Annotated in this window: 24 protein-coding genes, 1 tRNA gene and 1 other annotated feature; of the genes, 1 reads left to right on the plus strand and 24 read right to left on the minus strand. The window is 45.1% G+C overall.

From position 1 onward, the window contains the following. Positions 1-14: 14 nt before the first annotated feature. From ilvN to B0H94_RS10045, 17 genes are all read right to left on the minus strand, one after another. Positions 15-536 (minus strand): acetolactate synthase small subunit, encoded by a 522-nt coding sequence (gene ilvN, locus B0H94_RS09965; protein WP_106589117.1) that lies wholly within the window; start codon positions 534-536, stop codon positions 15-17. After that, complete coding sequence (ilvB, locus tag B0H94_RS09970; RefSeq protein ID WP_106589118.1) at positions 533-2,257, minus strand: acetolactate synthase large subunit; 1,725 nt, start codon at positions 2,255-2,257, stop codon at positions 533-535. The genes ilvN and ilvB overlap by 4 nt, the downstream gene beginning before the upstream one ends. A 93-nt stretch (positions 2,258-2,350) precedes the next feature. Continuing rightward, positions 2,351-2,606, minus strand: a binding site (T-box leader). Between the two features lie 44 nt (positions 2,607-2,650). Further along, on the minus strand, positions 2,651-3,553 hold the full coding sequence (gene ilvE, locus B0H94_RS09975) for a branched-chain-amino-acid transaminase (protein WP_106589119.1): 903 nt from the start codon (positions 3,551-3,553) through the stop codon (positions 2,651-2,653). Positions 3,554-4,027: 474 nt separating this feature from the next. Continuing rightward, positions 4,028-4,104 (minus strand) — tRNA-Arg (locus B0H94_RS09980). Positions 4,105-4,245: 141 nt separating this feature from the next. After that, on the minus strand, positions 4,246-4,761 hold the full coding sequence (locus tag B0H94_RS09985) for a metallophosphoesterase (protein WP_106589120.1): 516 nt from the start codon (positions 4,759-4,761) through the stop codon (positions 4,246-4,248). Between the two features lie 2 nt (positions 4,762-4,763). After that, positions 4,764-5,366, minus strand: coding sequence for an XTP/dITP diphosphatase (locus tag B0H94_RS09990; RefSeq protein WP_106589121.1), 603 nt, complete (start codon positions 5,364-5,366; stop codon positions 4,764-4,766). Beyond that, positions 5,338-6,129 (minus strand): ribonuclease PH, encoded by a 792-nt coding sequence (gene rph / locus B0H94_RS09995; RefSeq protein WP_106589122.1) that lies wholly within the window; start codon positions 6,127-6,129, stop codon positions 5,338-5,340. The genes B0H94_RS09990 and rph overlap by 29 nt, the downstream gene beginning before the upstream one ends. Positions 6,130-6,490: 361 nt before the next feature. Further along, positions 6,491-7,573, minus strand: coding sequence for a GerMN domain-containing protein (locus B0H94_RS10000; RefSeq protein WP_181315349.1), 1,083 nt, complete (start codon positions 7,571-7,573; stop codon positions 6,491-6,493). Positions 7,574-7,651: 78 nt separating this feature from the next. After that, entirely contained in the window at positions 7,652-8,458 is an 807-nt protein-coding gene (gene racE / locus B0H94_RS10005; protein ID WP_106589124.1) for a glutamate racemase, read from the minus strand. 28 nt (positions 8,459-8,486) lie between these two features. Beyond that, positions 8,487-8,933, minus strand: coding sequence for a MarR family winged helix-turn-helix transcriptional regulator (locus B0H94_RS10010; protein WP_106589125.1), 447 nt, complete (start codon positions 8,931-8,933; stop codon positions 8,487-8,489). 157 nt (positions 8,934-9,090) lie between these two features. Continuing rightward, positions 9,091-10,815 (minus strand): phosphoenolpyruvate--protein phosphotransferase, encoded by a 1,725-nt coding sequence (gene ptsP / locus B0H94_RS10015; protein WP_106589126.1) that lies wholly within the window; start codon positions 10,813-10,815, stop codon positions 9,091-9,093. Then, positions 10,815-11,078: a phosphocarrier protein HPr gene (locus B0H94_RS10020; protein ID WP_106589127.1), complete on the minus strand. Its 264-nt coding sequence runs from the start codon at positions 11,076-11,078 to the stop codon at positions 10,815-10,817. Before B0H94_RS10020 ends, ptsP begins: the two co-directional genes overlap by 1 nt. A gap of 308 nt (positions 11,079-11,386) precedes the next feature. Next, positions 11,387-11,611, minus strand: coding sequence for a helix-turn-helix domain-containing protein (locus B0H94_RS10025; protein ID WP_106589128.1), 225 nt, complete (start codon positions 11,609-11,611; stop codon positions 11,387-11,389). A gap of 157 nt (positions 11,612-11,768) precedes the next feature. Next, positions 11,769-12,527 carry a succinate dehydrogenase iron-sulfur subunit gene (sdhB, locus tag B0H94_RS10030; RefSeq protein ID WP_106589129.1) on the minus strand — a complete coding sequence of 253 codons (759 nt, stop codon included), beginning with the start codon at positions 12,525-12,527 and terminating at the stop codon, positions 11,769-11,771. Continuing rightward, positions 12,524-14,305, minus strand: coding sequence for a succinate dehydrogenase flavoprotein subunit (gene sdhA / locus B0H94_RS10035; protein WP_106589130.1), 1,782 nt, complete (start codon positions 14,303-14,305; stop codon positions 12,524-12,526). Before sdhA ends, sdhB begins: the two co-directional genes overlap by 4 nt. Before the next feature lie 16 nt (positions 14,306-14,321). Further along, the gene (locus B0H94_RS10040) at positions 14,322-14,951 is read right to left on the minus strand and encodes a succinate dehydrogenase cytochrome b558 subunit (RefSeq protein ID WP_106589131.1); all 630 of its coding nucleotides are present in this window, start codon (positions 14,949-14,951) and stop codon (positions 14,322-14,324) included. Positions 14,952-15,418: 467 nt separating this feature from the next. After that, positions 15,419-16,771, minus strand: a complete 1,353-nt coding sequence (locus B0H94_RS10045; RefSeq protein ID WP_106589132.1) for a TrkH family potassium uptake protein — start codon at positions 16,769-16,771, stop codon at positions 15,419-15,421. A gap of 120 nt (positions 16,772-16,891) precedes the next feature. Between B0H94_RS10045 and B0H94_RS10050 the strand changes: the two genes are divergently transcribed. After that, positions 16,892-17,278: a DUF2507 domain-containing protein gene (locus B0H94_RS10050; protein WP_106589133.1), complete on the plus strand. Its 387-nt coding sequence runs from the start codon at positions 16,892-16,894 to the stop codon at positions 17,276-17,278. 18 nt (positions 17,279-17,296) lie between these two features. Here B0H94_RS10050 and uvrC read toward each other — a convergent pair whose 3' ends face one another. The 7 genes from uvrC to B0H94_RS10085 all read right to left on the minus strand — a co-directional run bounded on the left by uvrC (position 17,297) and on the right by B0H94_RS10085 (position 24,652). After that, the gene (uvrC, locus tag B0H94_RS10055) at positions 17,297-19,027 is read right to left on the minus strand and encodes an excinuclease ABC subunit UvrC (protein ID WP_245893966.1); all 1,731 of its coding nucleotides are present in this window, start codon (positions 19,025-19,027) and stop codon (positions 17,297-17,299) included. 136 nt (positions 19,028-19,163) lie between these two features. Further along, positions 19,164-19,478, minus strand: coding sequence for a thioredoxin (gene trxA / locus B0H94_RS10060; RefSeq protein ID WP_106589135.1), 315 nt, complete (start codon positions 19,476-19,478; stop codon positions 19,164-19,166). A 180-nt stretch (positions 19,479-19,658) separates the two neighbouring features. Next, positions 19,659-20,636 carry an electron transfer flavoprotein subunit alpha/FixB family protein gene (locus B0H94_RS10065; protein WP_106589136.1) on the minus strand — a complete coding sequence of 326 codons (978 nt, stop codon included), beginning with the start codon at positions 20,634-20,636 and terminating at the stop codon, positions 19,659-19,661. Between the two features lie 16 nt (positions 20,637-20,652). Then, positions 20,653-21,426, minus strand: coding sequence for an electron transfer flavoprotein subunit beta/FixA family protein (locus tag B0H94_RS10070; RefSeq protein WP_106589137.1), 774 nt, complete (start codon positions 21,424-21,426; stop codon positions 20,653-20,655). Between the two features lie 21 nt (positions 21,427-21,447). Then, positions 21,448-22,221: an enoyl-CoA hydratase gene (locus B0H94_RS10075; RefSeq protein ID WP_106589138.1), complete on the minus strand. Its 774-nt coding sequence runs from the start codon at positions 22,219-22,221 to the stop codon at positions 21,448-21,450. Positions 22,222-22,240: 19 nt separating this feature from the next. After that, positions 22,241-22,840, minus strand: a complete 600-nt coding sequence (gene fadR, locus B0H94_RS10080) for a fatty acid metabolism transcriptional regulator FadR (RefSeq protein ID WP_245893957.1) — start codon at positions 22,838-22,840, stop codon at positions 22,241-22,243. A 117-nt stretch (positions 22,841-22,957) separates the two neighbouring features. Then, positions 22,958-24,652, minus strand: coding sequence for a long-chain-fatty-acid--CoA ligase (locus B0H94_RS10085; RefSeq protein ID WP_427909947.1), 1,695 nt, complete (start codon positions 24,650-24,652; stop codon positions 22,958-22,960). Positions 24,653-25,338: the final 686 nt, after the last annotated feature.

The following is a 25,338-nucleotide window of genomic DNA, read 5'->3' on the forward strand; positions in this document are numbered from 1 at the left end:
CAAGTTCCTTACGCTTAGTTAATAATTGAATAGCGCGGGTTGTCGATCGTCGTTTTCTTTGAGCTGCGCTTAAAGGCTGTAACACCGGTACGCGCAAGCTCTTTAATCCCATAAGGTTTCATAAGATCAATCAAAGCCTCAACTTTTTCTTGATCACCTGTTACCTGCAATGTGACGCTTTCGCGCCCGACATCAATAATGGAGGCGCGAAACGGACTTGCTACCGCTTCAATTTCACTGCGGTGCTGCGGCGCAGCCACTACTTTAATTAAAGCAAGCTCGCGCTCAACTGTGGATTCGTCTGTGATGTCGCGTACTTTCAGCACATCCACTTGTTTGTTCAACTGCTTAATGACTTGATCAAGGCTCCGGTAATTATCAACATTAACGACAAATGTCATCCGCGACACATCCGGGTTTTCCGTCATGCCCACAGTAATACTTTCAATGTTGAACTGACGACGGGCAAACAAACCGGTGATCCGGTTCATGACCCCGGAGTTATTGTTTACCGTAGCGGTAATGGTTCGCTTCATGGAGTCACACCTTCCATTTCATGATGTCCTTTGCCTGGCGCAATCATTGGATACACATTTTCATCCGGTGTTACACGGAAATCGATCAGCGCCGGACCGTCGTGGGCGAGTGCTTCATCAAGCGCCCCGCGCACTTCTTCAAGGTTATCAATACGGCTGCCTTTAATGTTATAAGCTTCGGCCATCTTTACGAAATCCGGCTGGATCGGAAAGAGCGAGTTGGAATAGCGCTCTTCATAAAACAGTTGCTGCCACTGCCGTACCATACCAAGTGAAGCATTATTTACCAGGATGATTTTTACCGGCAGGTTCAACTCTTGCAGAATCGAGAGCTCTTGTGCGGTCATTTGAAAGCCGGCATCGCCAAGAACCGCTACAACCGGCGTATCCGGCTCAGCAAACTGAGCTCCAATGGCGGATGGGAAACCAAAACCCATCGTTCCGAGGCCGCCGGAGGTCACCCACCGGTTTGGCTTATTAAAGTGATAATACTGTGCTGCCCACATCTGGTGCTGACCAACATCTGTTGTAACGATGGCTTCACCGTTGGTTGCTTCATAGACTTCTTCCATTAAACGCTGCGGCTTAATCGTTTCATCGTCTTCGTTATACCAAAGCGGGTATTTCGTTTTCCATTCATGCAGTGTGTTTTTCCAAGCTGTGAAATCACCACGTTCCCCATCCATTTCCACAAGGCTCTTTAATGCTTCGCGGGCATCACCTACAACAGGAATGTGCGTTTCAATATTTTTACCGATCTCAGCCGGATCCACATCGATGTGAGCGATCGTTGCAGTTGGCGCAAAATGTTCAAGGTTTCCGGTAACCCGGTCATCAAAACGAGCGCCTACACTAATTAAAAGATCAGCTTCATGCAAGGCCATGTTCGCTGCGTACGTTCCATGCATACCTGCCATGCCCAGGAACTGTTCATGCTCACCTGGGAAAGCCCCCAACCCGAGCAAAGTAGACGCTACCGGTATGCCTTGTGTTTCGGCAAAAGTTGTAAGTTCTTCCGCTCCTTGTGCGTGCAGTACACCTGCTCCAGCTAAAATGACCGGTTTCTCTGCTTTCGTTACTGCATCTTGCAATTTTTTGATCTGCAGGCGGTTTGGATGAACAGTAGGATGATAACCTGGCAGATCAAGTTCATTTTCATAATTGAAGATTCCGGTTGCTACCGAAACATCCTTCGGCAGGTCAATTAATACCGGCCCTGGACGCCCCGTTGTAGCAATGTGAAAAGCTTCTTTAATGACGCGCGGCAAATCCTCAACAGAACGGACTTGATAGTTATGCTTCGTTACCGGCATTGTAATTCCGACCATGTCGGCTTCTTGAAATGCATCTGTTCCAATCACTGATGTTGCAACCTGTCCGGAAATAACAACAAGCGGCAGCGAGTCGATCATTGCATCGGCAATGCCGGTAACAACATTGGTCGCTCCCGGCCCGGATGTTACAACACAAACCCCCGGTTTTCCGGCGACGCGGGCATAACCTTCAGCTGCGTGGATAGCGCCCTGCTCGTGCCGGGACAAAATATGCCGGATTCCTGTTTTATAAATTTCATCGTACGTTGGCAGGATTGCGCCTCCGGGATACCCGAAAATTACGTCAACATTTTCTTCTGCCAAGGCACGGATCAGCATTGAGGAACCTTTCATTTCTTCATTCGCTGCAGTTTGTTGTGCGTACTGTATTTCCGTTTTCGCACTCATGACTTTTCTCCTCCTTCAAGCATGATCAACCGGATGTTTACAATGCCTTTTTTCCATAAAAAAATCTCTCCATCCTACATCGGCTGTGACAGCCGAAGGGACGGAAAGATCCGCGGTACCACCCTTCTTTCCGGTATTTTCACAAACACCGGCTCGAGAGCGCTCTATCGCTTGAGCGCTCGTTTTGATAACGGGAGCGTCACTCCCGGCCGGCAGCTACTCTGCTTACTGCGTTTCACTGCGGCACTCAGAGGTGAGTTCACTTTCCCGGTCAGCACCGCTTCTCAGCTTACGCGGCTCTCTGTCTGCTGCCTCAAGGAAAACTACTAGGCCTCATCAAAGTGTTACTTGATTTAAGCTCTTTGTCTCTACTCAGCTATGCTTAGCTCTGCTCTAACCTACGCGGACGCTGGACCCTTCATAGACCTGCACGCCGTCGCGGGCTACTTTATCACGGAATGCTTCAAGAAGCTTTCCAGTTTCTTCTCCAGGAGTACCATCACCAATGACACGACCATCAACTTTCACAACTGCGATCACTTCCGCAGCAGTACCAGTTAAAAATACTTCATCTGCTGTATAAACATCGTGCCGGGTAAAAGGCACTTCTTTAATCTCGTAATTAAGCTCTTCAGCTAGTTCGATAATCGCCTGACGTGTAATTCCTTCAAGCGCACCGACATAGCCTGGTGGTGTATACAACGTTTCATTTTTTATAATGAATATATTATCCGCAGATCCTTCTGCCACATAGCCTTCATCGTTTAGCATTAAAGCTTCACTAACACCGGCCATGTTCGCTTCAAGCTTAACTAGAATATTATTCAAGTAGTTGAGCGACTTTACTTTAGGATCAAGTACATCCGGCCGGTTGCGCCGTGTAGCTACTGTCGCAATTTCCAGGCCTTTCTCGTACAGCTCTTCAGGATAAATCGCTAATTCTTCGCAAATCACAATGACTTGAGGGGCGGGGCATGACGCCGGGTCTAAACCAAGATTACCCACACCGCGCGAAACAACGAGACGGATATAAGCATCATTCAATTCGTTTTTCTGCAGCGCCTGCACGATAATGTCAGTTAATTCTTGTTGATTATAAGGAATTTCTAACATGATTGACTTCGCTGAATCGTACAGTCGTTCCAAATGTTCCGACAATTTATACACATTTCCACTATATACCCGGATGCCTTCAAACACGCCATCTCCATATAAGAAACCGTGGTCGTAGACGGAGATCTTCGCATCCTCTTTTCGGACAAACGATCCGTCCAAAAAGATCCATTGTTCGCTCACGTTCATCACCTCTAGTCATAATCCAATCCTCGTAAGAGCAAGGCTTTTCTCAACTATATCTCATCTTAACTCAACAATTGTGTCCTTCTCCAGAAGGCAATTGTTTCTCTCTTGAAAACAATTTTGTTTGTAAGGATTATCATACGCCTCATAAACAAGACGGTCAACCACTTTTCCGAAAAAAACGTGCAATTTTCTCACAAAGACGATTAGTGAATACGTTTACACATCTGTTTTGACAGGGTATATAGAATATTAAAAATTTTTCACTGCTACACCAAGGGTTCTGCCTGTCCACTACCATCATTTGCATGCATTACTTTATAGTTTCCTCGTTTATGTGCGTGTCGATCTTCGAGCTTCATGAACAATGAGGGAGCTGTCCGCTCGAACCTGATATATAAGTCAGCCTTCTCGTCTACACATAATAAAACACCCCTCGCCACCGGCGAGGGGTTGTAAATTGATTATTATTGGCGACCCAGGCAGGATTCGAACCTGCGACCTACGGCTTAGAAGGCCGTTGCTCTATCCAACTGAGCTACTGGGCCGCGGTGTACGACTGCTTTTTGCAGCGGACGACACAAATTATAATAGCGAATTTCAACCGCAATGTCAACTCGTTTTCTGTAAGTGCACGACCCGTCTTGCAACAAACTTCTATAGGCTAGAGACGTCTGCTGACAAGCTCGTTAAAAATGTTTCTGCCAATCTTCAATTTCACTACCAGTTTTAGTTTCGTAAAAACGAACTTCAACAACTTGTCCATCACCGGTCGTTACAATTGCATAAGATGGTATTGTCGTCTGTCTTGGAAATAGAAGACTGCCAGGGTTAAGCAGCACAGTACTACCGACTTTGTAAGCTTCAGGGACATGCGAGTGCCCAAAACAAGCAAGACTCGCTTCACTTTCTTCAGCTTTATAAAGCAATGACTGATGACTCATTTTCACGTTGAGCAGGTGTCCGTGTGCAGCAAAAACGTTTAAACCACCTGCCTGCACCGTGATTTCTTCTGGAAATGTTCCAGACGGATCGCAGTTCCCGTTTACGACATAAAAGTTTTCAAGCTCCGGTGCAGATGCTTTGAGTTCTGAATCACCGCAATGTATGACTGCCTGGACTTCGGCTTCATGCCGTTTGTAAACTTTGGCAACTTCTTCAACAGCCCCGTGACTGTCACTCATTACTAAAAGTTTCTCTCCCATTTTTATTCACCCTCTTGAAAAATTTCATTCCACACATGTAAAAGCTGCTTCAACGCTTCATGCCTATGGCTCTGTGCATTCTTCTCTACAGAACTTAACTCGGCCATCGTGCAACCAAGTTCCGGCAGATACATTAGTGGATCATAACCAAAGCCGTTCGTCCCTTGAGGTTCCATAGCAATCACGCCTTCAATTGTTCCTTTTACAGTCAAAGTTTCTTTTTCCGGCCGGGCAACTGCAAGCACACAAACAAACCGAGCTGTCCGCTCTTTTTGTGGCAGCCCTTGAAGTTTTTCAAGCAGCAAATCATTGTTGGCGCGATCGTCTTTTTGAGGGCCGGCAAACCGGGCCGAATATACGCCTGGCGCTCCATCTAAAGCATCAACTTCAAGTCCTGAGTCATCAGCAATCACAGGCATATTTAAGGCTTGTGCAGCAGCTTCAGCTTTAATTGCTGCGTTCTCTTGAAACGTGGCACCGGTCTCTTCTGCTTCCGGCGCCGCGGGAACATCTTTTAACGTTAACACTTCCGCACGGTCTTGCAGCATTTCCCGAAACTCTGCTGCCTTACCTTCATTATTCGTCGCAATTAAAACTTGACGCATCCGGCGAAACTCCTTTCATCCAATCTGGAATGTCTTGATGAATCTCTGTTAGTGCATGGCGCTGTGCCTCAATTAATTGCTGAATACCCTGTTCCCCGAAATCAAGCAGTTCATTCATCTGTGCGCGGGTGAAGGTGGCTTCTTCGCCCGATCCCTGGACCTCGACTAACCGGCCGCTAGCTGTCATAACAATATTCATATCAACATCTGCTGCAGCATCTTCTTCATAACATAAATCTAAGAGCGTCTGTCCTTCTCCGTCAATACCAGCAGACACAGCCGCAAGTTCTTCAACGACAGGGAAGGTGTTAAGCTTGTTCTGTTCTACCATGCGAGCAAGCGCCATCGCTAATGCAGTAAATGCACCTGTAATACTTGCCGTTCTTGTCCCACCATCTGCTTGAATAACATCACAATCCACCCAAATCGTGCGTTCACCCAGCTTTTCAGTGTCAACAACAGTACGCAGTGCCCGGCCGATTAACCGCTGAATCTCCATTGTTCTTCCGGTCAACTTTCCTTTTGCGGCTTCACGGATGTTACGCTGTGCCGTCGCCCGCGGCAGCATTGAATATTCAGCAGTGACCCAGCCGCGACCTTGATTGCGCAAAAACGGGGGCACCTTTTCCTCCACTGTCGCTGTACAAATGACTTTTGTTTCTCCAGCTGTAATTAACACCGAGCCTTCTGGATGTTTTAAATAATCTGTCTCTATTGTTACCGTTCGCAGTTCATTCGGCTCAAGTCGTCCATCTTTTCGCAACGTATTTCCTCCTTCAATTTACGATTTTACAAAATAGAAAAACAAGGAAGCCTCAACTTCCTTGCCGGCGTGTAGACAGAATAAGTTGTCGTAAATGAACAAGGGTAAATACTGTCTCAAACACTTAACACTCATACTTCGAGAGCAAAGAATAACGGTTTTCTACGATGTGCTCAGCTCTTAAGATCTCTCTATCGTACCGGGTACGTTTTTTATAACAGTACTTAAGTACGTGCCACGATAACAGTTACAGGTGTTTGCCTTTGTAAATGATCGATAACCCTGCGGCCAGGCTGCTTGTCAAAATTTGAAGTGCAGTTAGAAGAAACACATTTAAGCCCGGCCACAGATAGGATTGTCCTTAAAAAGCAGTCTTATTAATAAACGACGGCCGCGACACGGGCTCACTTACATGTTGAAGTGCCTCTTTTGTAACTGCTTCTTCATCCACCTCAATATTTACGTCTTCAACATCTTCAAGTTCCGTTAAAGTTAACACTAGTGCATCCATAGCTGCTTCATTGAATTCATCAGATACACTTTCAAAACTTACCGATACGGTATGATCATCGATTTCCGGTGTGCCAGCTACAGTGACACCGTCGGCTAAAGGCGAGTAAAGCGGGCTTTTTGAAGAAGGACCTTCTTCTAATCCTGAAACGATGGCAGCAAATTCATCCTCGCTTTCAGACATTCGCTTAGTCACCGGTACATAGTACGTACCATTACGGTGATCCCGGGCAAAATACAAAGTATGTGATTCAGCAGCATGCATATCCAAAACCCCGGCACTTTCGTGGTTAATCCCGTGCTCCCGTGTCCAGCCATCACCTACGGGCGTTTCTGCAACCGGCATAACTTCTTGTTCATGGCCATTAATTAAAATTTGAATGCGGTCAACTTCTTCGTATTGGGTTAACGTCCATGTAACCGCCTGCAGCACAGCTTCTTCACGATCTTCTGGATAAGTGGTCACTTCTTCGGAAAAGTCTGCTACCGCAGTTCCATCTTCCTCAAGGTTTACCCCCAACACTTCAGTTCCCGGTGGCAAGACCGGCTGAAATCCGTCCGGAAGCATTGACGTAACCGGCCCATCCATCACTAAATATTCAAGCGACTGCTGCAGAACCCCTTTTTCTACTGGAAGCGACAGCGTTTGCGGTACAACCATATCTTCATCATCTAAAAGATAAAGCTCTCGTTCCACATAAACTTCTTCTCCTTCTTCTTCCTCGACAGCATCGTCATCGGAAGGTTCGATATTGATTTCACTGGCGAGGTCTTCAGGAAGTTCACCCTCTTCCCATGTGGTTGTACCTTCTTCACCGAAATCAATGTCATCTAACGTTTCCGCGTTATCGGTTGCTTGACTGCATCCGGCAACGACAAGCGCTGTCGCCATCATCGTTACAGGTACAACGGTCCGGAATCGTTGTTTTTTCATATGTTGTCCCTCCTCGCACGAATTATAGTTCATATATACGTGTCCAAGGAGGGAATAGACCATATTTTCATATCCAAGCTATGCGGTTGAACTTAAAGATACCATTGTCACCGTAAAAAGGCGGACATCAAGCCACGTCTTTGCCATTGCTTGAAAATAATCAGCTTCTCCGGTCGTAAAAAAGTGATGAACCGGTTCGCGTTCCTCTGTATATAAAAGGTTTTGGTGATATAAAAGTGTGCTGACTTCGCGAGCTGTTTCTTCCCCTGACGAAATCAGTTTCATTTCACGCCCGACAGCTTGCTGAATCCAATTCGTTAAAAGCGGATAATGCGTACAACCAAGAATCAAGGTGTCGCAATCTTTCTGCCGCAGAGGTTGTAATGTAGATTCAACCGTACGGTAACCACCAGCTTCAAGAAAGCCGCCGCTTTCCACAAGCGGTACAAATTCAGGACAGGCCAGGCTCGAAACCTCCACTTGCGGGTGAATGGTGCGAAGCGCATCTTCGTATGCCCCGCTTGCAATCGTCCCTTGTGTACCAATGATAGCGATTTTGTGTGTTTCTGTCGATTTAATCGCCGCTAAAGCACCAGGGTGAACGACACCAACAACTGGCATATTAAGCTTTTCTTTTACTTCATCAAGGACGACAGCTGTTGCTGTGTTACACGCAATCACGAGCATTTTAATATCATATATAAGTAGTTCATTGATCATTTCCCATGTATACTTACGTACTTCTTCTTTCGGGCGCGGCCCATAGGGACAACGTTGTGTATCTCCGATATACACCATTTGTTCCTTCGGCAGCTGCCGGGCGATTTCTTTTGCCACAGTTAAGCCGCCAAGGCCTGAATCAATCACACCGATTGGTCGATCCACCTGTACTCCCTCGTTTACTTGCTTATTTTTATTTGCGTGCCTTGTCTGCTTCCATTTCATCATGTAAGGCAGCTAACGTTTCTTCTAGCCGGTTAACTTCTTCTTCTGAAAACTTATCGAGTAACTCACTTAAGTATTCTTGCCGCTTTTTTACGACTTCCTGAATAATGGTCTCGCCTTTTTTCAAAAGGTGAATCCTGACGACACGGCGGTCCTCTTCATCTTTCACCCGTTCTACAAGATCATTTTTCTCCATACGGTCAACAAGATCTGTCGTGGTACTACAGGCAAGATACATTTTATTCGAAAGTTCACCAATGGTCATATCACCTTTATCATGCAGCCACTGCAGCGCAACAAACTGCGGTGGTGTAATCGGAAATTGATTTAGGATCTCGCGACCGCGCTGTTTCACAATATAGGCAATGCGCCGTAACGACTTTTCCACATTTTCTACTTGAGGCTTTTCAGTCATTTCATTTCCTCCCCACGCCATCTTCCCTTTTTGGGTTGAAGCGGCGGTACATGCTTGCACTTCTCATTTTCGCTGTTTTTCGCACGGAATGCAAGCCGCGCCCAGGATATTCCTGACACAAAACAGAACCGCCCTGCAGAAGAGCGGTTCTAACGGTTCATTCGTCACTTGTGACCTTTTCGCGAACAAGTTCAGCCACTTCTTCAGCTGTACTTTTTCTTAGTGCTTCTGCAGCTAAACGCTCCATTTTTTCAACAGAAAGCGAGCGAATCAGGCTCCGGGCAGGCAGTACAGAAGTTGCACTCATGCTGAATTCATCAAGCCCTAAACCGAGTAGAAGCGGGATTGCTGTCTCTTCACCAGCCATTTCACCGCACATACCGGCCCATTTTCCTTCATTATGTGCTGCAGTAATTACTTGTTGCACTAAGCGCAGGACTGCCGGGTGATAAGGTTGATACAAGTGCGACACTTTTTCACTCATACGGTCAACAGCCAGCGTATATTGAATTAAGTCATTTGTACCGATACTGAAGAAATCAACTTCTTTTGCAAAGATATCAGCATGGACAGCTGTTGCCGGAATCTCTACCATGATCCCGACCTCAATGTCATCACTAACGTCTGTACCTTCGCTTTTCAGTTTTTGGCGTTCTTCATCAAGCAGTGCCTTAGCTTCTCTGAATTCTTCAAGGGTTGCTACCATCGGGAACATGATCTTTAAGTTACCATATGCACTTGCGCGAAGTAGTGCACGCAGCTGTACACGGAACATATCTGTTTCTTCTAAGCAAAGACGGATTGCCCGGTACCCGAGAAATGGATTCATTTCTTCAGGAAGATCAAGATAAGGCAGTTCTTTGTCACCACCAATATCAAGTGTCCGGATAACAACAGGTTTACCATTCATTGGTTCGACAACTGAGCGGTAAGCGTTAAACTGCTCTTCTTCATCCGGCAGTTCATTACGGCCCATGTATAAAAACTCTGTACGGTATAACCCGATCCCTTCTGCACCATGACTTTGTACGCCTGTCATATCTTCAGGAGTACCGATGTTTGCAGCGAGCTCTACATGTTTCCCGTCTGCAGTCACAGAAGATTCGTTTACAAGCTTCTCCCACTCCGCTTTCTGAGCTTCAAAAGCTTTTTGTTTTTTCTCGTATTCCCGCAGTTGATTTTCATCAGGATTGATGATGACAATCCCTTCAAACCCATCTACAATGACTTGATCCCCATGTTGAACGCGGGTGGTCGCCTCTTTTGTTCCAACAACAGCCGGAAGCTCTAAAGAGCGGGCCATAATCGCAGAGTGAGAAGTTCTTCCACCAATGTTTGTAACAAAGCCGAGCGTATAGTCACGGTTAAGCTGGGCTGTGTCAGAAGGTGTTAAATCTTCAGCGAAAACAATCGTTTCTGTCGCAATATCTTGAAGCGACGTATGCGTTACGCCAAGCAAGTGATGCAAAACGCGCGTTGAAACATCGCGAATGTCAGAAGCGCGTTCTTTCATGTACTCATTATCCATGCCTTCAAACATTGTGACATACATATCAGAAACCTCTGTTAAAGCTGCTTCAGCATTCATCGTTTCTTCAGTTACTTTTGCATAAACTGCATCAAGCAGCTCCGGGTCTTCAAGGACGAGCAGGTGGGCGGAAAAGATTTCAGCGTTTTCTTCTCCCTGCTCTTTTAATGTTTTCGCTTTGATCGCTTCAAGCTCTTGTTTTGCAGAAGTTACGGCTTTTTGAAAGCGGCTTTTTTCTGCTTCCGGATCTTCAACCTTTGTTTTATGAAACGATGTATCCGGCGCTTCAAGAATAAAAGCTTCAGCGATCGCGTAACCGCGCGAAGCTGCAATGCCTTCGATTGTTGTTGTCATTATTCGCCTAAACCTTCTTTCACTACTTCCTCGATTGCCTGCATCGCTTCTTCTTCATCACTGCCGTCAACTTTAATTGTCACTTCCGCCCCTTGTCCAACGCCGAGAGACATAACACCCATGATCGACTTTAAGTTGACTGATTTTCCGTTATACTCTAGGTTTACATCGCTTGCAAATTGTCCCGCTTTATTCACGAGCTGTGTCGCTGGGCGTGCATGAATTCCTGTTTCACTAGTAATGGTAAATGTTTTTTCCTGCATAAATCATTCTCCTTTTGCATCTTAATTCGAATACTACCCGGCTTTCTATTCACTTTTCCCGTTTCCGATGCGATCTAACCGCAGAACACCGAACGTAAAAAAGGCATGAAGAGCATGCACTACGCCACTTCGTTTACACCAAGTCCGTCTGCTAGCTCCTCATGCCTGATCGGGTCAGTCACACGCCGGATGTGATTAATTTTGAAAAGCTTTTAATTACATGTCGTATCTTAGCACATCCTGATGGTGCGTGCAACTGAAAAAATGAAAAGCACGTCCACTGCGTATCATACCCTGCATGTACGAGGCTATATATTCAGCTCACCCATACGAATAAGCTCAATGACTGCCTGTGAACGACTGCTGACCCCTAATTTTTGAATCGTGTTCGAGATATGATTGCGTACCGTTTTTTCACTGATGTAGAGCTGATCCGCAATCTTTTTTGTCGTATAATCCTGAACGAGCAATTCAAACACTTCTCGCTCGCGTTTCGTTAAGAGAGGACGGGGACCCCGTTCAACATCACGCATCCATTGTCACCCTTTCTGTGTTGACCAAACTCCATTGCACAATCCTTCATTTAAGGAGTCACCACATTTTATGTGAAAAATGAACGGACGTGATAGCACAAAGCCCCAGTTTAAAGCAAAAACAAAGGGCAGCCCGTTTAGGACAGCCCCTTGTTTATTACTTATCGCTTCCGAAGAAGTTTTTAAATGACTGAATCGTGGTTTCACGGTTGAGTGCTGCAATACTTGTCGTCAGCGGAATACCTTTCGGACAAGACTGTACACAGTTTTGTGAGTTACCACAGTTGTGCAGACCGTTTTCATCCATTAAGCCTTCCAGACGTTCAGATTTGTTCATTTCACCTGTTGGGTGAGCGTTGAACAAGCGAACCTGCGATACAGCAGCCGGGCCGATGAAATCACTATTGTCGTTAACATTCGGACATGCTTCTAAACATACGCCACAAGTCATACATTTTGAAAGCTCATACGCCCACTGCCGCTTGTTTTCTGCCATACGCGGCCCCGGGCCTAAATCATATGTCCCATCAATTGGAATCCAGGCTTTAACTTTTTTCAAAGCATCGAACATATGACTCCGGTCCACAATCAAATCACGAACGACCGGGAATGTTTTCATTGGCTCAAGTTTAATCGGCTGTTCAAGGTTGTCGACAAGCGCTGTACACGACTGGCGCGGCTTGCCGTTGATCACCATTGAACATGCACCACAAACTTCTTCTAGACAGTTCATATCCCAAACAATTGGTGTTGTCGCTTTTCCTTCAGCGTTTACCGGATTACGGCGGATCTCCATTAAAGCTGAGATCACGTTCATATTTTGACGATAACCAAGCTCGAACTCTTCTGTATAAGGTTCAGACTCAGGATCGTTCTGCCGGGTCACGATAAAGCGTACGGTTTTTTCTTCGCTCATTGTTTACCAGCTCCTTGTTTGCCCCCTGATTTTGATTTAGAGTAATCGCGTTTTCTTGGCGTGATCAGGGACACGTCAACTTCGTCGTACTCAAATACCGGTGCGTTTGTTTCCGGGTCAAATTTCGCTTTCGTCGTTTTCAAGAAGTCTTCATCATTACGGTCAGGAAACTCCGGCTTATAGTGAGCGCCACGGGATTCATCGCGGTGGTAAGCCCCCATTGTGATAACGCGGGCCAAGTGCAGCATGCCATGCAGCTGACGGGTGAAGGAAACAGCTTGGTTGTTCCAGCGCGCCGTATCATCCATGTTGATGTTTTCCCAACGATCAAGAAGTTCTTGAATTTTTTCATCTGTGCGGAGCAGGTTTTTATTATCGCGGACAACTGTTACATAGTCGGTCATCCACTCACCGAGCTCTTTATGAATTTCGTACGCGTTTTCCGTACCGTTCATATTAAAGATCTTTTCGTTCATATCTTTCTCTTTTTGTACTTGCGCCTCGAAAATCGAAGCCGGCTTGTCTTCAGCTAGTTCCTCAAGCCCTTGCATATACTCTACAGCTTTTGGACCGGCAACCATGCCTCCGTAAATTGCAGAAAGAAGAGAGTTCGCACCTAAGCGGTTCGCGCCGTGCTGTGAATAATCACACTCACCAGCTGCAAATAAGCCAGGGATATTGGTCATTTGATCATAGTCAATCCACATGCCACCCATGGAATAGTGCACCGCTGGAAAGATCTTCATTGGCACTTTGCGTGGGTCATCTCCCATGAACTTTTCGTAGATTTCCATAATTCCGCCAAGCTTAACATCCAACTCTTCAGGATCTTTATGTGATAAATCAAGGTATACCATGTTCTCACCGTTAATGCCAAGCTTCTGCTCAACACATACGTTAAAGATTTCTCGCGTCGCAATATCACGAGGTACCAGGTTTCCATAGGCCGGATATTTTTCTTCAAGGAAATACCAAGGCTTACCGTCTTTATAAGTCCAGACACGGCCGCCTTCACCGCGGGCTGACTCACTCATTAAGCGGAGCTTATCATCCCCTGGAATTGCTGTTGGGTGAATTTGAATAAACTCACCATTAGCATAATAAACACCTTGCTGATACAAAGCGCCAGCTGCATAGCCTGTATTAATAACTGAGTTGGTTGACTTTCCGAAGATGATCCCCGGGCCGCCTGTTGCCATAATGACCGCGTCACCGCGGAAGCTGTGAACTTCCATGTTTTTCAGGTCTTGAGCAACGATGCCGCGGCAGACGCCATCATCATCGACAACTGCAGACATGAACTCCCAGCCTTCATATTTCGTAACCAGCCCTTCAACCTCATAACGTCGAACTTGTTCATCCAATGCATAAAGCAGCTGCTGACCTGTTGTTGCACCGGCGAACGCAGTTCTGTGGTGCTGTGTTCCACCAAAGCGGCGGAAATCCAAAAGACCTTCTGGTGTACGGTTAAACATCACACCCATTCGGTCCATTAAATGAATAATACCAGGTGCCGCTTCTGTCATCGCTTTTACCGGCGGCTGGTTTGCGAGGAAATCGCCACCATAAACTGTGTCATCAAAGTGCTCCCAAGGAGAGTCACCCTCACCCTTTGTGTTGACGGCACCGTTGATACCGCCCTGCGCGCAGACAGAGTGCGAACGTTTAACCGGGACAAGTGAGAACAAGTCAACGCTCACGCCAGCTTCTGCTGCTTTAATGGCTGCCATAAGTCCTGCCAGGCCGCCGCCGACAACGATCGTTTTGCCGTTTGCCATAATATGGACACTCCCCTTACATATTCGCTAATTCAGGATTGATAAATGCTAAAATTGCTCGAATGCCGATGAATGTAAGAACTAAGAAAACACCAATGCTGACATAACCAGCGATCTGCTGCGAACGAGGTGTAACTGTAATTCCCCAAGATACTGAAAAAGACCAGAGACCGTTTGCAAAGTGGAACGTCGCAGCAACCACACCAGCTATGTAAAACGCGAGCATGAATGGACTGCTTAAAATATCGGCCATCATATCATAATTTACGTCAGCACCAAGAGCAGCTTGTACCCGTGTTTCCCAGACGTGCCAAGCGATAAAGATAATTAAAAACACTCCAGTGATACGCTGAAGTAAAAACATCCAGTTCCTAAAGTAACCGTACCGGCTCGTGTTGCTCTTACCTTGAAAAACGATATATAAACCATAAATCGCATGAAATAAAATCGGTAAAAAGATTAGAAAAATTTCTAAAGCATAGCGGAACGGCAGACTTTCCATGAAAGTTGCTGCTGCGTTAAAGTTACTAGCGCCATAAACTGCAAAGTGGTTAACAATAAAGTGTTGAATGAGAAAGATTCCCACCGGGATTACACCTAAAAGTGAGTGCAACCGCCGATTAAAATACTCTTTGTTCTGAGGCATGTTCAGGCTCCCCCCATAAATTTTTTACTACATCATTCGTCGTTGAACATTTAAATGCTTCTTTGTCACCGACGACCTCCCTTGATTTCACACATCCACAAGCTGCAGGTCGAACCCGTAATTGAACGGATTATTATGTACAACCCTCTGCTCTACTTGTAACGTGCTTTAATTTTCAAAACTAATTGAATCATCCTGATAAAAAAAGAAGGGGGTTGCAATTCCCTCCTTCATTCTTTTGACACATTCATTTTACTCCCCCGCCTATAAGACGTCAAGAAAACGGATACAGCTTTGTCGGATTTCACAAATGGAAATCTCAAGTTGTAGACAAATCCTGCGAAACAATACCTGTAGTAAACTGCTAATTTTCAAGAAGTATTGCCTTGAAATTAACATCGCTTTTCTGCTGTAGTTTTGCTTCTACGGCGCCGCCGAAAAGCGACACCGCCCTTCGTTTCATTGTCTTAGCCTATAATCATTCTTTCTGTTGGGTATTTGTAATGTGACTTTGTGTCTTTTCGCTTAACTGAAAATAAGAATACAAGGATACCTACACGTCCAATTAACATGAGCATCATTAAAATCATTAAGCTTGGATCAGACAAAGACGACGTAATACCGGTACCCAGCCCACACGTTCCAAACGCAGAACTTGTTTCAAAAATAATATCAGAAAACTCTACTGCTTGATTCCCACGCTCGATTGCTGCAATCGACAACACCGCACCAAATAAACCGACGGCAAAGAACGAAAGCACAATAAAAGCTTTCTGCTTATCTTCAGGGTGTACTTCACGTCCAAAAACTTTCACATCACTCTTACCGAGAGCAAAACTGCGTATCGTTAAGAACATGACTGCAAGTGTTGTTGTGCGAATACCGCCGCCAACACTAGAAGGACTCGCACCAATAATCATTAAGCCGGAAATAAACAAAATCGTAGGAATCGTGAAATCTGAAACTTCCAAAACGCTTAAACCGGCACTTCTTGCTGTTGCTGAAGTAAACATCGTCTGAAAAAAGGTTTCATGCCAGGAGAGTCCTGCAAAGTAATAACCCCGCTCTAACAACAATATGCCGATAATACCAATGACAAACACGACGGCATAAGTTGAAACCGTCACTTTTGTAAATAAACTAAACCGAAAATTATCCTGCTTGCTTCGTAAATATTCGCGAACTTCCATTAACACAGGAAAACCGATCGCTCCTGCAATAATTAATAGTACAGTTACGAATTGTACGTAATAATCATTGGCAAACGGTATAAGGGAATTGCCCGTCACATCTAATCCAGCATTTGTAAAAGCTGAGAGTGCCCCAAAAGCCCCTTGATAGTAAGCTTCGCCGATACTATCAAAATACTGTATGTAGTACGTTCCTAACACAAGCGCGCCAACAGCTTCTATTGCGAGCGCTGTTAGTAAAATTCCTCTCATCAGTTTAACCATACCTGAAAATTGATATTGATTATGGTCGACCATGATTAACATGCGTTGGGACAAATTAATACGACGTCCAAACAGCATCCAAACAAACGTGCCTAGTGTCATAATCCCGATACCGCCAAGCTGAATCGCAAGGGCGATAAAAAAGATTCCAAAATAGTTAAATGTTTCAGCTACTTCAATTGTTGTTAAACCTGTAACGCTCACAGCTGAAACCGATGTGAACAACGCGTCCATATAACTCATATTAACACCAGGCTTGTGTGTAACAGGAAGGTACAAGAAAAAGCTGATCAGTGCCATCGCTGCAATATAAGCTATGATAATAATACGAAAAGGAGTCATAAACTGACTTAATCCACGCCTCATATCGCCGTCGCCTCCATGCATATCAGTAAGGGAGAGTATATCATCAACAAACCTTTTTTAACTATAGAGAAATGAAATACTTACCGTTATAATTAAATTGTATCTTTTAGGGGGCTAATTATGGAAGAAATTTATAAAGAAACACATTTCGGCTACGAATTGCTCCGGTCGTCTTTACTCCCGGACTTGTTTGGTAATGACGAAGGTGAGCTTTTATACTGGGGCGGCCGGCGCCTCGCCCGGCAGTATCCATTACATACGCTTGAAGAACTGACTACCTTTTTCAATGAGGCTGGCTGGGGAACACTTCACTGTACGAAAGAACGTAAACGTGACCTCATTTTTCAGTTGGAACTTGAACCAGATGAAAAAACACCAAAATTTGACCGCTCCCTTGAGGCTGGTTTTTTAGCAGAACAAATTGAGCAGATGAAAAGCGCTCCGGCCGAAGCTTTACTGACACCGAAGCGCCGAGTCATTGAGCTCCATATCTCCTGGGAGGCGTAGCAGGCTTACAGCTGAACGTTATTCACCGTGACGGTTGGATTGGCTCAAATAGTCAACAACCGTTTCGGCTACGTTTTTTGGCAGTGCTAAACGCTCTAACTCGCTAGTATCTGCCTGCTTGATCTTTTCAATCGAGCCGAAATGTTTTAAAAGCGCGCGCTTACGTTTTTCGCCAACTCCGGGAATATCGTCGAGCGCAGAAGCTGATAAATGCTCAGCACGCTTTTGTCTATGAAAGCTGATCGCAAACCGGTGAACTTCATCCTGAATACGCTGCAGTAAATGAAATGCGTGACTATCCCTGGGAAGAGCCACTTCCTGTGGAGGTTCTCCCATAAGCAGATTAGAGGTGCGATGCTTTTCATCCTTTGCAAGACCAGCGACAGGAATCGGAAGGTTTAACTCGTCTGTTAAGACACTTTGAGCAGCAGTAAGCTGTCCCTTACCACCGTCAATTAAAATTAAGTCCGGCAGCTCTGCTTCTTCTTTCAATAACCGAACATAACGCCGGCGTACAACTTCTTTCATTGATGCATAATCGTCCGGCCCGTCGACACTCTTCACTTTATATTTACGATACTGCTTTTTTTCCGGCTTACCATCCACGAACGTCACCATCGCAGACACAGGATCTACACCTTGAATATTAGAGTTATCAAAGGCTTCAATCCGATAAGGAGGGTCAATCTCCATCGCCTCCCCAAGTGCCTCAACAGCTTTTACCGTACGCTCTTCATCCCGTTCAATTAAAGCAAACTTTTCTTTTAAAGCCTGTGCTGCATTCTTTTCTGCTAAATCTATTAGTTCCTTTTTACGTCCACGCTTTGGCTGCACAACGGTCGTTTGTACAAGCTCTTTTGCAAATTCAGTTGATACAGGCGGTGGTACGCATACTTCCTTTGGCTTGATGTGTTCTTTTTGTAAATAAAACTGGCCGAGAAACGTTAAAAAGTCTTCTTCTGGTTCCTGATGAAATGGAAAAATTGAAACATCACGTTCAATTAATTTCCCACCCCGTACAAAAAACACTTGAACGCACATCCACCCTTTATCATACGCATAAGAAAAGATATCACGGTCAATTTGATCATTCATCATCATCGTCTGCTTTTCCATCACTGCTTCAATATGCTGAATTTGATCGCGCAGCTCTTTTGCCCGCTCAAAGTTCAATTCAGCCGATGCTTCGTTCATCTTTTCTTGCAGTTCAGCTTTCACTTTCTGGTGACCGTTATTCAAAAATGAAGTGATTTCTTGTACCATTTTTTTATTCGTTTCATTCGATACATGAAATTCACAAGGAGCCAAACATTGCCCGATGTGATAATACAAGCAGACCCGGTCCGGCATTGTTCGACATTTACGCAGCGGATAGAGCCGGTCCAGCAGCTTTTTCGTTTCTGCTGCAGCCGAAGCGTTAGGAAACGGCCCGAAATATTTTGCTCCATCTTTTTTGATTTTACGAGTCGTTAAAAGTCTTGGATGTGTTTCATTTGTAATTTTCAAATATGGATAAGATTTATCATCTTTTAATAACACATTGTAACGTGGTTCATGCTTTTTGATTAAGTTCATTTCCAAAAGAAGCGCTTCAAGGTTGCTTGAAGTCATAATATACTCAAAATCACGAACTTCATTAACCATGCGCTGTGTTTTCGCATCATGCGAACCACTGAAGTAAGAGCGGACACGGTTTTTTAAAACTTTCGCTTTGCCAACGTAAATCACTGTGCCAGCTTTGTTTTTCATTAAGTAACAGCCCGGCTGATCCGGCAGCAACGCCAGCTTTTCTTTTAATGTTTCCACCCGGCTCACCTCCCCCAAAAGCAAAGAAGGGAGCTGCCCTTCTTTGGACAGCCCCGCAACACGATAAATTGTTCAATGCTTACTGATGCTTTTCGATCAGCTCAACAAGGTTTTCTTTCGGCTGAAAACCTACAACCTGCTCAACAACTTCACCGTCTTTAAAAATCATTAAAGTCGGGATGCTCATGACACCGTACTTGCCTGCAGTTTCCTGATTTTCATCAACATCAAGTTTTGCAATTTTTACGTTATCGCCTTTTTCTGCATCGATTTCTTCAAGTACCGGTGCAATCATTTTACAAGGGCCGCACCAAGGTGCCCAGAAATCTGCGAGTACGACGCCTTCACCAGTTTCTTCCGCAAAGTTTTGATCCGTTACATTTACAATAGCCATAAATCATTTCCCCCTTCATTAAGCTTACATGTGGATTATATCATGCACGATTATGCTCCGCTAACGACTTGCTCACAATTTCATTGTACCCAGCGGTCAATCCGTTCAAACATAAATGTTTGAACACAAAACACCTCTAAAAGTTAAGAAGCGGCCCGCTTGACACAGACCGCTTCTATCTTATGCTTCAGTTTTCACTTTTTTCAACTCTTCTGTGAGAAGAGGTATGACATCGAACAGGTCACCAACGATACCGTAATCAGCAACTTCAAAGATCGGTGCTTCTGGATCTTTGTTAATTGCTACGATAACTTTTGAGTTGGACATTCCTGCAAGGTGCTGAATCGCGCCGGAAATGCCAGCTGCAATATAAAGGTCCGGTGTTACAACTTTACCAGTTTGACCAATCTGCAGTGAATAGTCGCAGTATTCAGCGTCACACGCTCCACGTGAAGCACCTACAGCGCCTCCGAGCACATCAGCAAGTTCTTCAAGCGGTTTAAATCCTTCAGCACTTTTCACACCGCGTCCGCCCGCAACAATAACTTTCGCCTCGGATAAGTCAACACCGCCGGTACTCTTTTTCACAACATCTTTAATCGTTGTGCGTAAGTCACTAATGCTAACGTCCACAGCTGTAATATCACCAGAGCGCGATTCATCTTTGGCCGGTGCTGCTACGTTATTCGGGCGAATCGTCGCAAATACCGTACCTTCAGTAACGGATTTTTGTTCAAATGCTTTTCCGGAGTAGATTGGGCGTGTGAAAATGATTTCATCCCCTGCCTGCTCTACACCAACAACATCAGATACAAGGCCTGAGTTTAGCTTTTCAGCAATGCGCGGAGCCAGGTCTTTACCTGCAGAAGTGTGCGGAATAACAAGACCTTCCGGCGATTCTTCATCAAGCACCTTTGATAAAGCTTGCGTGTAAGCATCTGTAACATAGACGTTAAGCTCGGAACTTTCGCCAATTAAGACCCGGTCTGCACCGTTTTGAATCATTGCTTCTGCATGTGCCTGCAAGTTTTCACCAAAGAGTACACCGACAACTTCGCCGCCGTCTGCAATCGTCTGAGCTGCTCCGATTGCTTCAAAGGAAACATTACGGAGTTCGCCATCTTTTACTTCGCCAAGAGCCAGTACTTTTTTTGCCATGATCTGTTCCCCCTATTTATAAGACTTTCGCTTCGTTTTTCAGTAAACCTACGAGTTCATCTACCTGGGTTTCCGGTCCACCTTCAATCATACGTCCCGCTTCTTTTTCCGGCGGCAGATAACGATCTACAGTTCGCGTTTTCGCTGCTACATCTTCTTCATCTAAATCAAGATCATCTAAATCGATCGTTTCGAGCGGCTTTTTCTTCGCCTTCATAATACCTGGAAGCGAAGGGTAACGCGGCTCATTTAAACCTTGCTGCGCCGTAGCTACAAGTGGGAGTTGTGCTTCGACCGTTTCAACATCACCTTCATCATCACGCTCGATGGTCGCTGATGTGCCGTTAATTTTAATATCAGTGATTGTCGTCACCTGGTTGATGCCGAGTTTTTCAGCAAGACGTGGTGCAACCTGACCAGCACCATCATCCACAGCAACGTTACCTCCTAGAATAAGATCGTATTCTTTGTCTTTGAAGTAGGCCGCCAAAAGTTCAGCAATTGTAAAGTGATCCGGCTCCTCATCAAGGTCTTCTACATCAATGAGCACGCCTTGATCTGCCCCCATAGCGAGCGCTGTACGCAGCTCTTTTTCGGCTTCTTCGTCCCCTACCGTTACAACAGTAACTTCGCCGCCGTGTTCATCGCGCAGCACAATCGCTTCTTCAATCGCATATTCATCGTATGGGTTGATGATAAATTCAGCACCTTCTTCATCGATGACGCCGTTATTGATCTCAATCTTTTCTTCTGTATCAAAAGTACGCTTCATTACAACATAAATGTTCATCTTTAGACCTCCTTGTAAAGGTTACTTATTTTGAAATTCTGGAGCCCGCTTTTCTAAAAAAGCTTGAATACCCTCTTTGCCATCTTCAGAGGCAAAAGCGCGGCCGAATAACTCAGCTTCACGGTCGGAACCGCTTTCAAAATCTCCTACAGCTGCATAAGCAAGCAGCTCCGTTACCATTGCTGTTGTTACTTGGCTTTTCGCTGCAATTTTCGCAGCCATTGCTTCGCTTGTTTGTAGAAGCTCATCTTCAGCCACCACTTGATTTACAAGCCCCCAAGCTTTGGCATCTTCAGCCGTAATCGGATCTGAAGTAAGCATCATTTCCGCAGCTTTCGCCCGGCCGACAAGCTGTGGCAGGCGCTGGGTACCGGCATATCCTGGAATTAAACCTAAATTTAATTCCGGAAGACCTAGTTTTGTGCCTTCAGCAGCGATCCGGATATGACAGCTCATCGCAAGCTCCAACCCTCCGCCGAGGGCGGCACCGTGCAAGGCTGCGATGATCGGCTTTGGAAAGGTTTCGATCCGTTGGAGTAACGCGTGCCCATCACTAGCTAACTTGGCGAAGGCTTCGCCACTTTCAACTTCTGTAAACTCTTTAATGTCTGCCCCTGCAGCAAAGAACTTTCCTTCTCCGTGCAGGATGACAACATTCACTTCAGGATCTTTCTCGATCTCTGTCAGCACGCTGTCAAGGTTTTCAAGCAGCGAACGGCAAAGCGCATTCGCCGGCGGACGCGCAATTGTGATAAAGGCGGTTTGATTCGAAACTTCCCACCGCAGTTCACTCATTGTCATCTTCTCCCTTCGTTTATCGCTCTGACTGATTTCCTTTAAAACCGTTTAAAAGCAGTTCATGCACCGGCTCAACAAGCTCCATCAAATCGTACCGACAGTCTTTCATGACCCAGTTGGTAACAACTTCATCTAATGTGCCAAACACCATTTGACGCCCGAGTTTTTCGTTGATCACATCTGAAAAGACCTGTTCTTGCTTACCTGTAACAATCATCTCTTCGACAACTTGTAAATAACCTTTGAGTACTTCGTTAATCTGACTACGCAGCGCACTATTGGACTGCCGTAGTTCGAGCTGGGTTACAACAGCAAGTTCAGGGTCAGCATTCAGTTGTTGAAAATGCAGGCGGACGAGCGCACGCAGTTGATCCTCAACATCCGGGAGGCGTTCTAGTTCAGTGGTGATTGTGTCAACGAACTGGCCCATTTTCACTTCAAACAGTGAGACGAGTAAGTCCTCTTTGTTTTTGAAGTAAAGATAAATTGTTCCATCTGCAACGCCGGCTTCTTTTGCGATCTTTGAAACTTGAGCATTATGATAGCCGTTTTCTGCAATAACAGTTACAGCGGCATCAATAATTTGATTGTATTTTAAAGAATTTCGTTTACTCAATTTTGTCTTCCTCTCTTTTCCCCGACATGATACGCTGGCTTTTCGGGAAAAGTGAATGACCATTCACTCAGCGTATTTTCATTCTATCTGAGCCCGGCCATTCTGTCAATTTGTTTCTTAAGAAGACTTTGCTTTTTCTTCAGTTTGAGCTTCATCAACTAAAACCCGGCGCAATACTTTGCCAACCGTTGTTTTAGGAAGTTCGTCGCGGAACTCATAACTACGCGGCACTTTGTAAGCTGCTAGGTTTTTACGGCAAAATGCATCCAGCGCAGCCTCGTCAACTTCAGAGCCTTCTTTAAGTACAATAAACGCTTTGACGGTTTCACCGCGGTACTCATCCGGCACACCAACAATAACCGCTTCTTGAATGTCATCGTGCTCATAAAGCACCTCTTCAACTTCACGCGGGTAGATGTTGAAGCCGCCTGCAATAATCATATCCTTTTTCCGATCTACAATGTAGAAAAAACCATCCTCATCCATATAGCCCATATCTCCAGTTAGCAGCCAGTCTTCATAAAACGTTGCTGCTGTTTCCTCAGGGCGTTTCCAGTATCCCTGCATCACTTGTGGACCGCGAATGACCAGTTCTCCAATTTCATTCGGTGGAAGCATCCCGTTCTCTTCTGAATAAATCCCTGCTTCTGTATCCGGCCAAGGCAGGCCAATACTACCTTCACGACGCGTGCCCCATAATAGGTTACAGTGTGTAACAGGTGCTGCTTCAGTCAGTCCGTATCCTTCTACAAGTTTACCACCGGTCATTTCTTCAAACGTTTGCTGTACTTCAAGTGGCAAAGCTGCAGAACCGCTCATGCAGGCTTGTACTGAAGATAAATCGTACGAAGCAGCATCTGGATGATTAATTAATCCGATATACATCGTTGGAGCACCAGGGAAAATCGAAATTTGCTCTTTTTGTATCGTCTCGAGCACTTCTTTCGGGTCGAACTTCGGTAGTATGATCGTTTCTGATGCACTCATGACCGATAAATTCATTGAAACTGTCATGCCGTACACGTGGAAAAACGGAAGTACCGCCAACGTTTTTTCTTTGCCTCTTTCGAGTCGATACATCCACTGAAGACATTGTGTTGTATTTGCTACAAGGTTTCTGTGAGTTAACATAACCCCTTTAGCGAGCCCTGTTGTGCCCCCGGTATACTGCAAAAGTGCGAGATCATGATCTGGATCAATTGAGACTTGAACCTTCGAGGTACTACCACGCTTAATCATTGGTTTAAAAGCATGCACAGTACGGCTGTATTCAACTTTCACTTTCATCCCTTGATTTTTCTTTTGAATGAAGGGATAAATCATGTTTTTAGGAAATGGTAAGTAATCCTTAATGCCGGTTACGATGACATGTTCAAGCTGTGTTGCATGCTTTACTTTCATAACTTTTGGATAAAGTAAGTCAAGACAAACGATCACTTTAGCACCAGAATCCGCCATTTGGTGCTCCAGCTCCCGCTCTACATATAAAGGATTCGTTTGCACAACGACAGCACCAATCATTAAAGCCCCATAATATGCAATGACTGACTGCGGTGTATTTGGCAGCATAATTGCTACACGATCCCCTTTTTCCACCCCCAGCGCGGAAAGTTCGTTAGCAAATGCCCGTGTCTGCTCCCCAAGTTCTTGATAAGTAAGCGTTGTACCTTGGAATGATATCGCTTTATTTTTTGGAAACGAAGCTTCTGCATTTTCTAACAAAGCATGCAATGGTTGTATTTCGTAATTCATCTCCGCTGGAATTTCTTCCGGGTAAAATTGTGTCCATGGACGATCTATCGTTTTTTGCAAAACCGTTCCTCCTTAACACCTTCCTTTTCAGTCAGCTTCTCCTCTCAAGTACCATTGTACTGAATAGTCGTTCATTTTTGAATACCCAATTTGAAATTTTTGAAATTTTTACGAATTCATCAACTGTTTCTACGTGTAATTTGGTTTATTATGCAAAAAACGCACTACCAAAATTGATAGTGCGCCAAACTGGCGACAAAGTACAAAACCTAACATTAACTCACAGCTTACTGCTCCAACCCCCGCGGTTGCCCTAATAAGAGGAAAAACAGAATCATGATCGTAACCAACACTACCGACAGACGCTTTCCCGAGGGCTTGGCTTCAGCTAACTTGTTCGATTTGATTACCAATCGAACAAGTGGATCTGCAGCCTGCGCTTGATCCTCTGGGAGTCGCCGTCTTTTGTTTCAGTTACTTGTTAGTTAACAGATCATTAAGGATTTCCATTGGATATGGTTCGCTTGATCGCTCATAAAGCGTCATGATGAAATTGATTCATGTAGATGTTGCTTAATCAAAAGAATTTCTACGATTCATGACCATCAAATAACGTAAGGCTGACGAGCATCGGCGGCGACGCCACCAGGAACAGCACGAGCCGAAAATCCCGCAGGCAGTGACTTTCTGCCGAGGAAGTTGAGGCCGTGTCTGAGGCAAGCGTCCGTCAAAAAGCAACGTCAGCC

Source organism: Salsuginibacillus halophilus (assembly GCF_003014715.1).
GTDB classification, from domain to species: domain Bacteria; phylum Bacillota; class Bacilli; order Bacillales; family Marinococcaceae; genus Salsuginibacillus; species Salsuginibacillus halophilus.

Coding starts and splice junctions, on each gene's coding strand:
- ilvN (WP_106589117.1), bottom strand. CDS start 536: ATGAAGCGAACCATTACCGCTACGGTAAACAATAACTCCGGGGTCATG.
- ilvB (WP_106589118.1), bottom strand. CDS start 2,257: ATGAGTGCGAAAACGGAAATACAGTACGCACAACAAACTGCAGCGAAT.
- B0H94_RS09985 (WP_106589120.1), bottom strand. CDS start 4,761: ATGGGAGAGAAACTTTTAGTAATGAGTGACAGTCACGGGGCTGTTGAA.
- B0H94_RS09990 (WP_106589121.1), bottom strand. CDS start 5,366: ATGCGTCAAGTTTTAATTGCGACGAATAATGAAGGTAAGGCAGCAGAG.
- B0H94_RS10000 (WP_181315349.1), bottom strand. CDS start 7,573: ATGAAAAAACAACGATTCCGGACCGTTGTACCTGTAACGATGATGGCG.
- B0H94_RS10010 (WP_106589125.1), bottom strand. CDS start 8,933: ATGACTGAAAAGCCTCAAGTAGAAAATGTGGAAAAGTCGTTACGGCGC.
- ptsP (WP_106589126.1), bottom strand. CDS start 10,815: ATGACAACAACAATCGAAGGCATTGCAGCTTCGCGCGGTTACGCGATC.
- B0H94_RS10020 (WP_106589127.1), bottom strand. CDS start 11,078: ATGCAGGAAAAAACATTTACCATTACTAGTGAAACAGGAATTCATGCA.
- B0H94_RS10025 (WP_106589128.1), bottom strand. CDS start 11,611: ATGCGTGATGTTGAACGGGGTCCCCGTCCTCTCTTAACGAAACGCGAG.
- sdhB (WP_106589129.1), bottom strand. CDS start 12,527: ATGAGCGAAGAAAAAACCGTACGCTTTATCGTGACCCGGCAGAACGAT.
- sdhA (WP_106589130.1), bottom strand. CDS start 14,305: ATGGCAAACGGCAAAACGATCGTTGTCGGCGGCGGCCTGGCAGGACTT.
- B0H94_RS10040 (WP_106589131.1), bottom strand. CDS start 14,951: ATGCCTCAGAACAAAGAGTATTTTAATCGGCGGTTGCACTCACTTTTA.
- B0H94_RS10045 (WP_106589132.1), bottom strand. CDS start 16,771: ATGAGGCGTGGATTAAGTCAGTTTATGACTCCTTTTCGTATTATTATC.
- B0H94_RS10050 (WP_106589133.1), top strand. CDS start 16,892: ATGGAAGAAATTTATAAAGAAACACATTTCGGCTACGAATTGCTCCGG.
- uvrC (WP_245893966.1), bottom strand. CDS start 19,027: ATGAAAAACAAAGCTGGCACAGTGATTTACGTTGGCAAAGCGAAAGTT.
- trxA (WP_106589135.1), bottom strand. CDS start 19,478: ATGGCTATTGTAAATGTAACGGATCAAAACTTTGCGGAAGAAACTGGT.
- B0H94_RS10065 (WP_106589136.1), bottom strand. CDS start 20,636: ATGGCAAAAAAAGTACTGGCTCTTGGCGAAGTAAAAGATGGCGAACTC.
- B0H94_RS10070 (WP_106589137.1), bottom strand. CDS start 21,426: ATGAACATTTATGTTGTAATGAAGCGTACTTTTGATACAGAAGAAAAG.
- B0H94_RS10075 (WP_106589138.1), bottom strand. CDS start 22,221: ATGAGTGAACTGCGGTGGGAAGTTTCGAATCAAACCGCCTTTATCACA.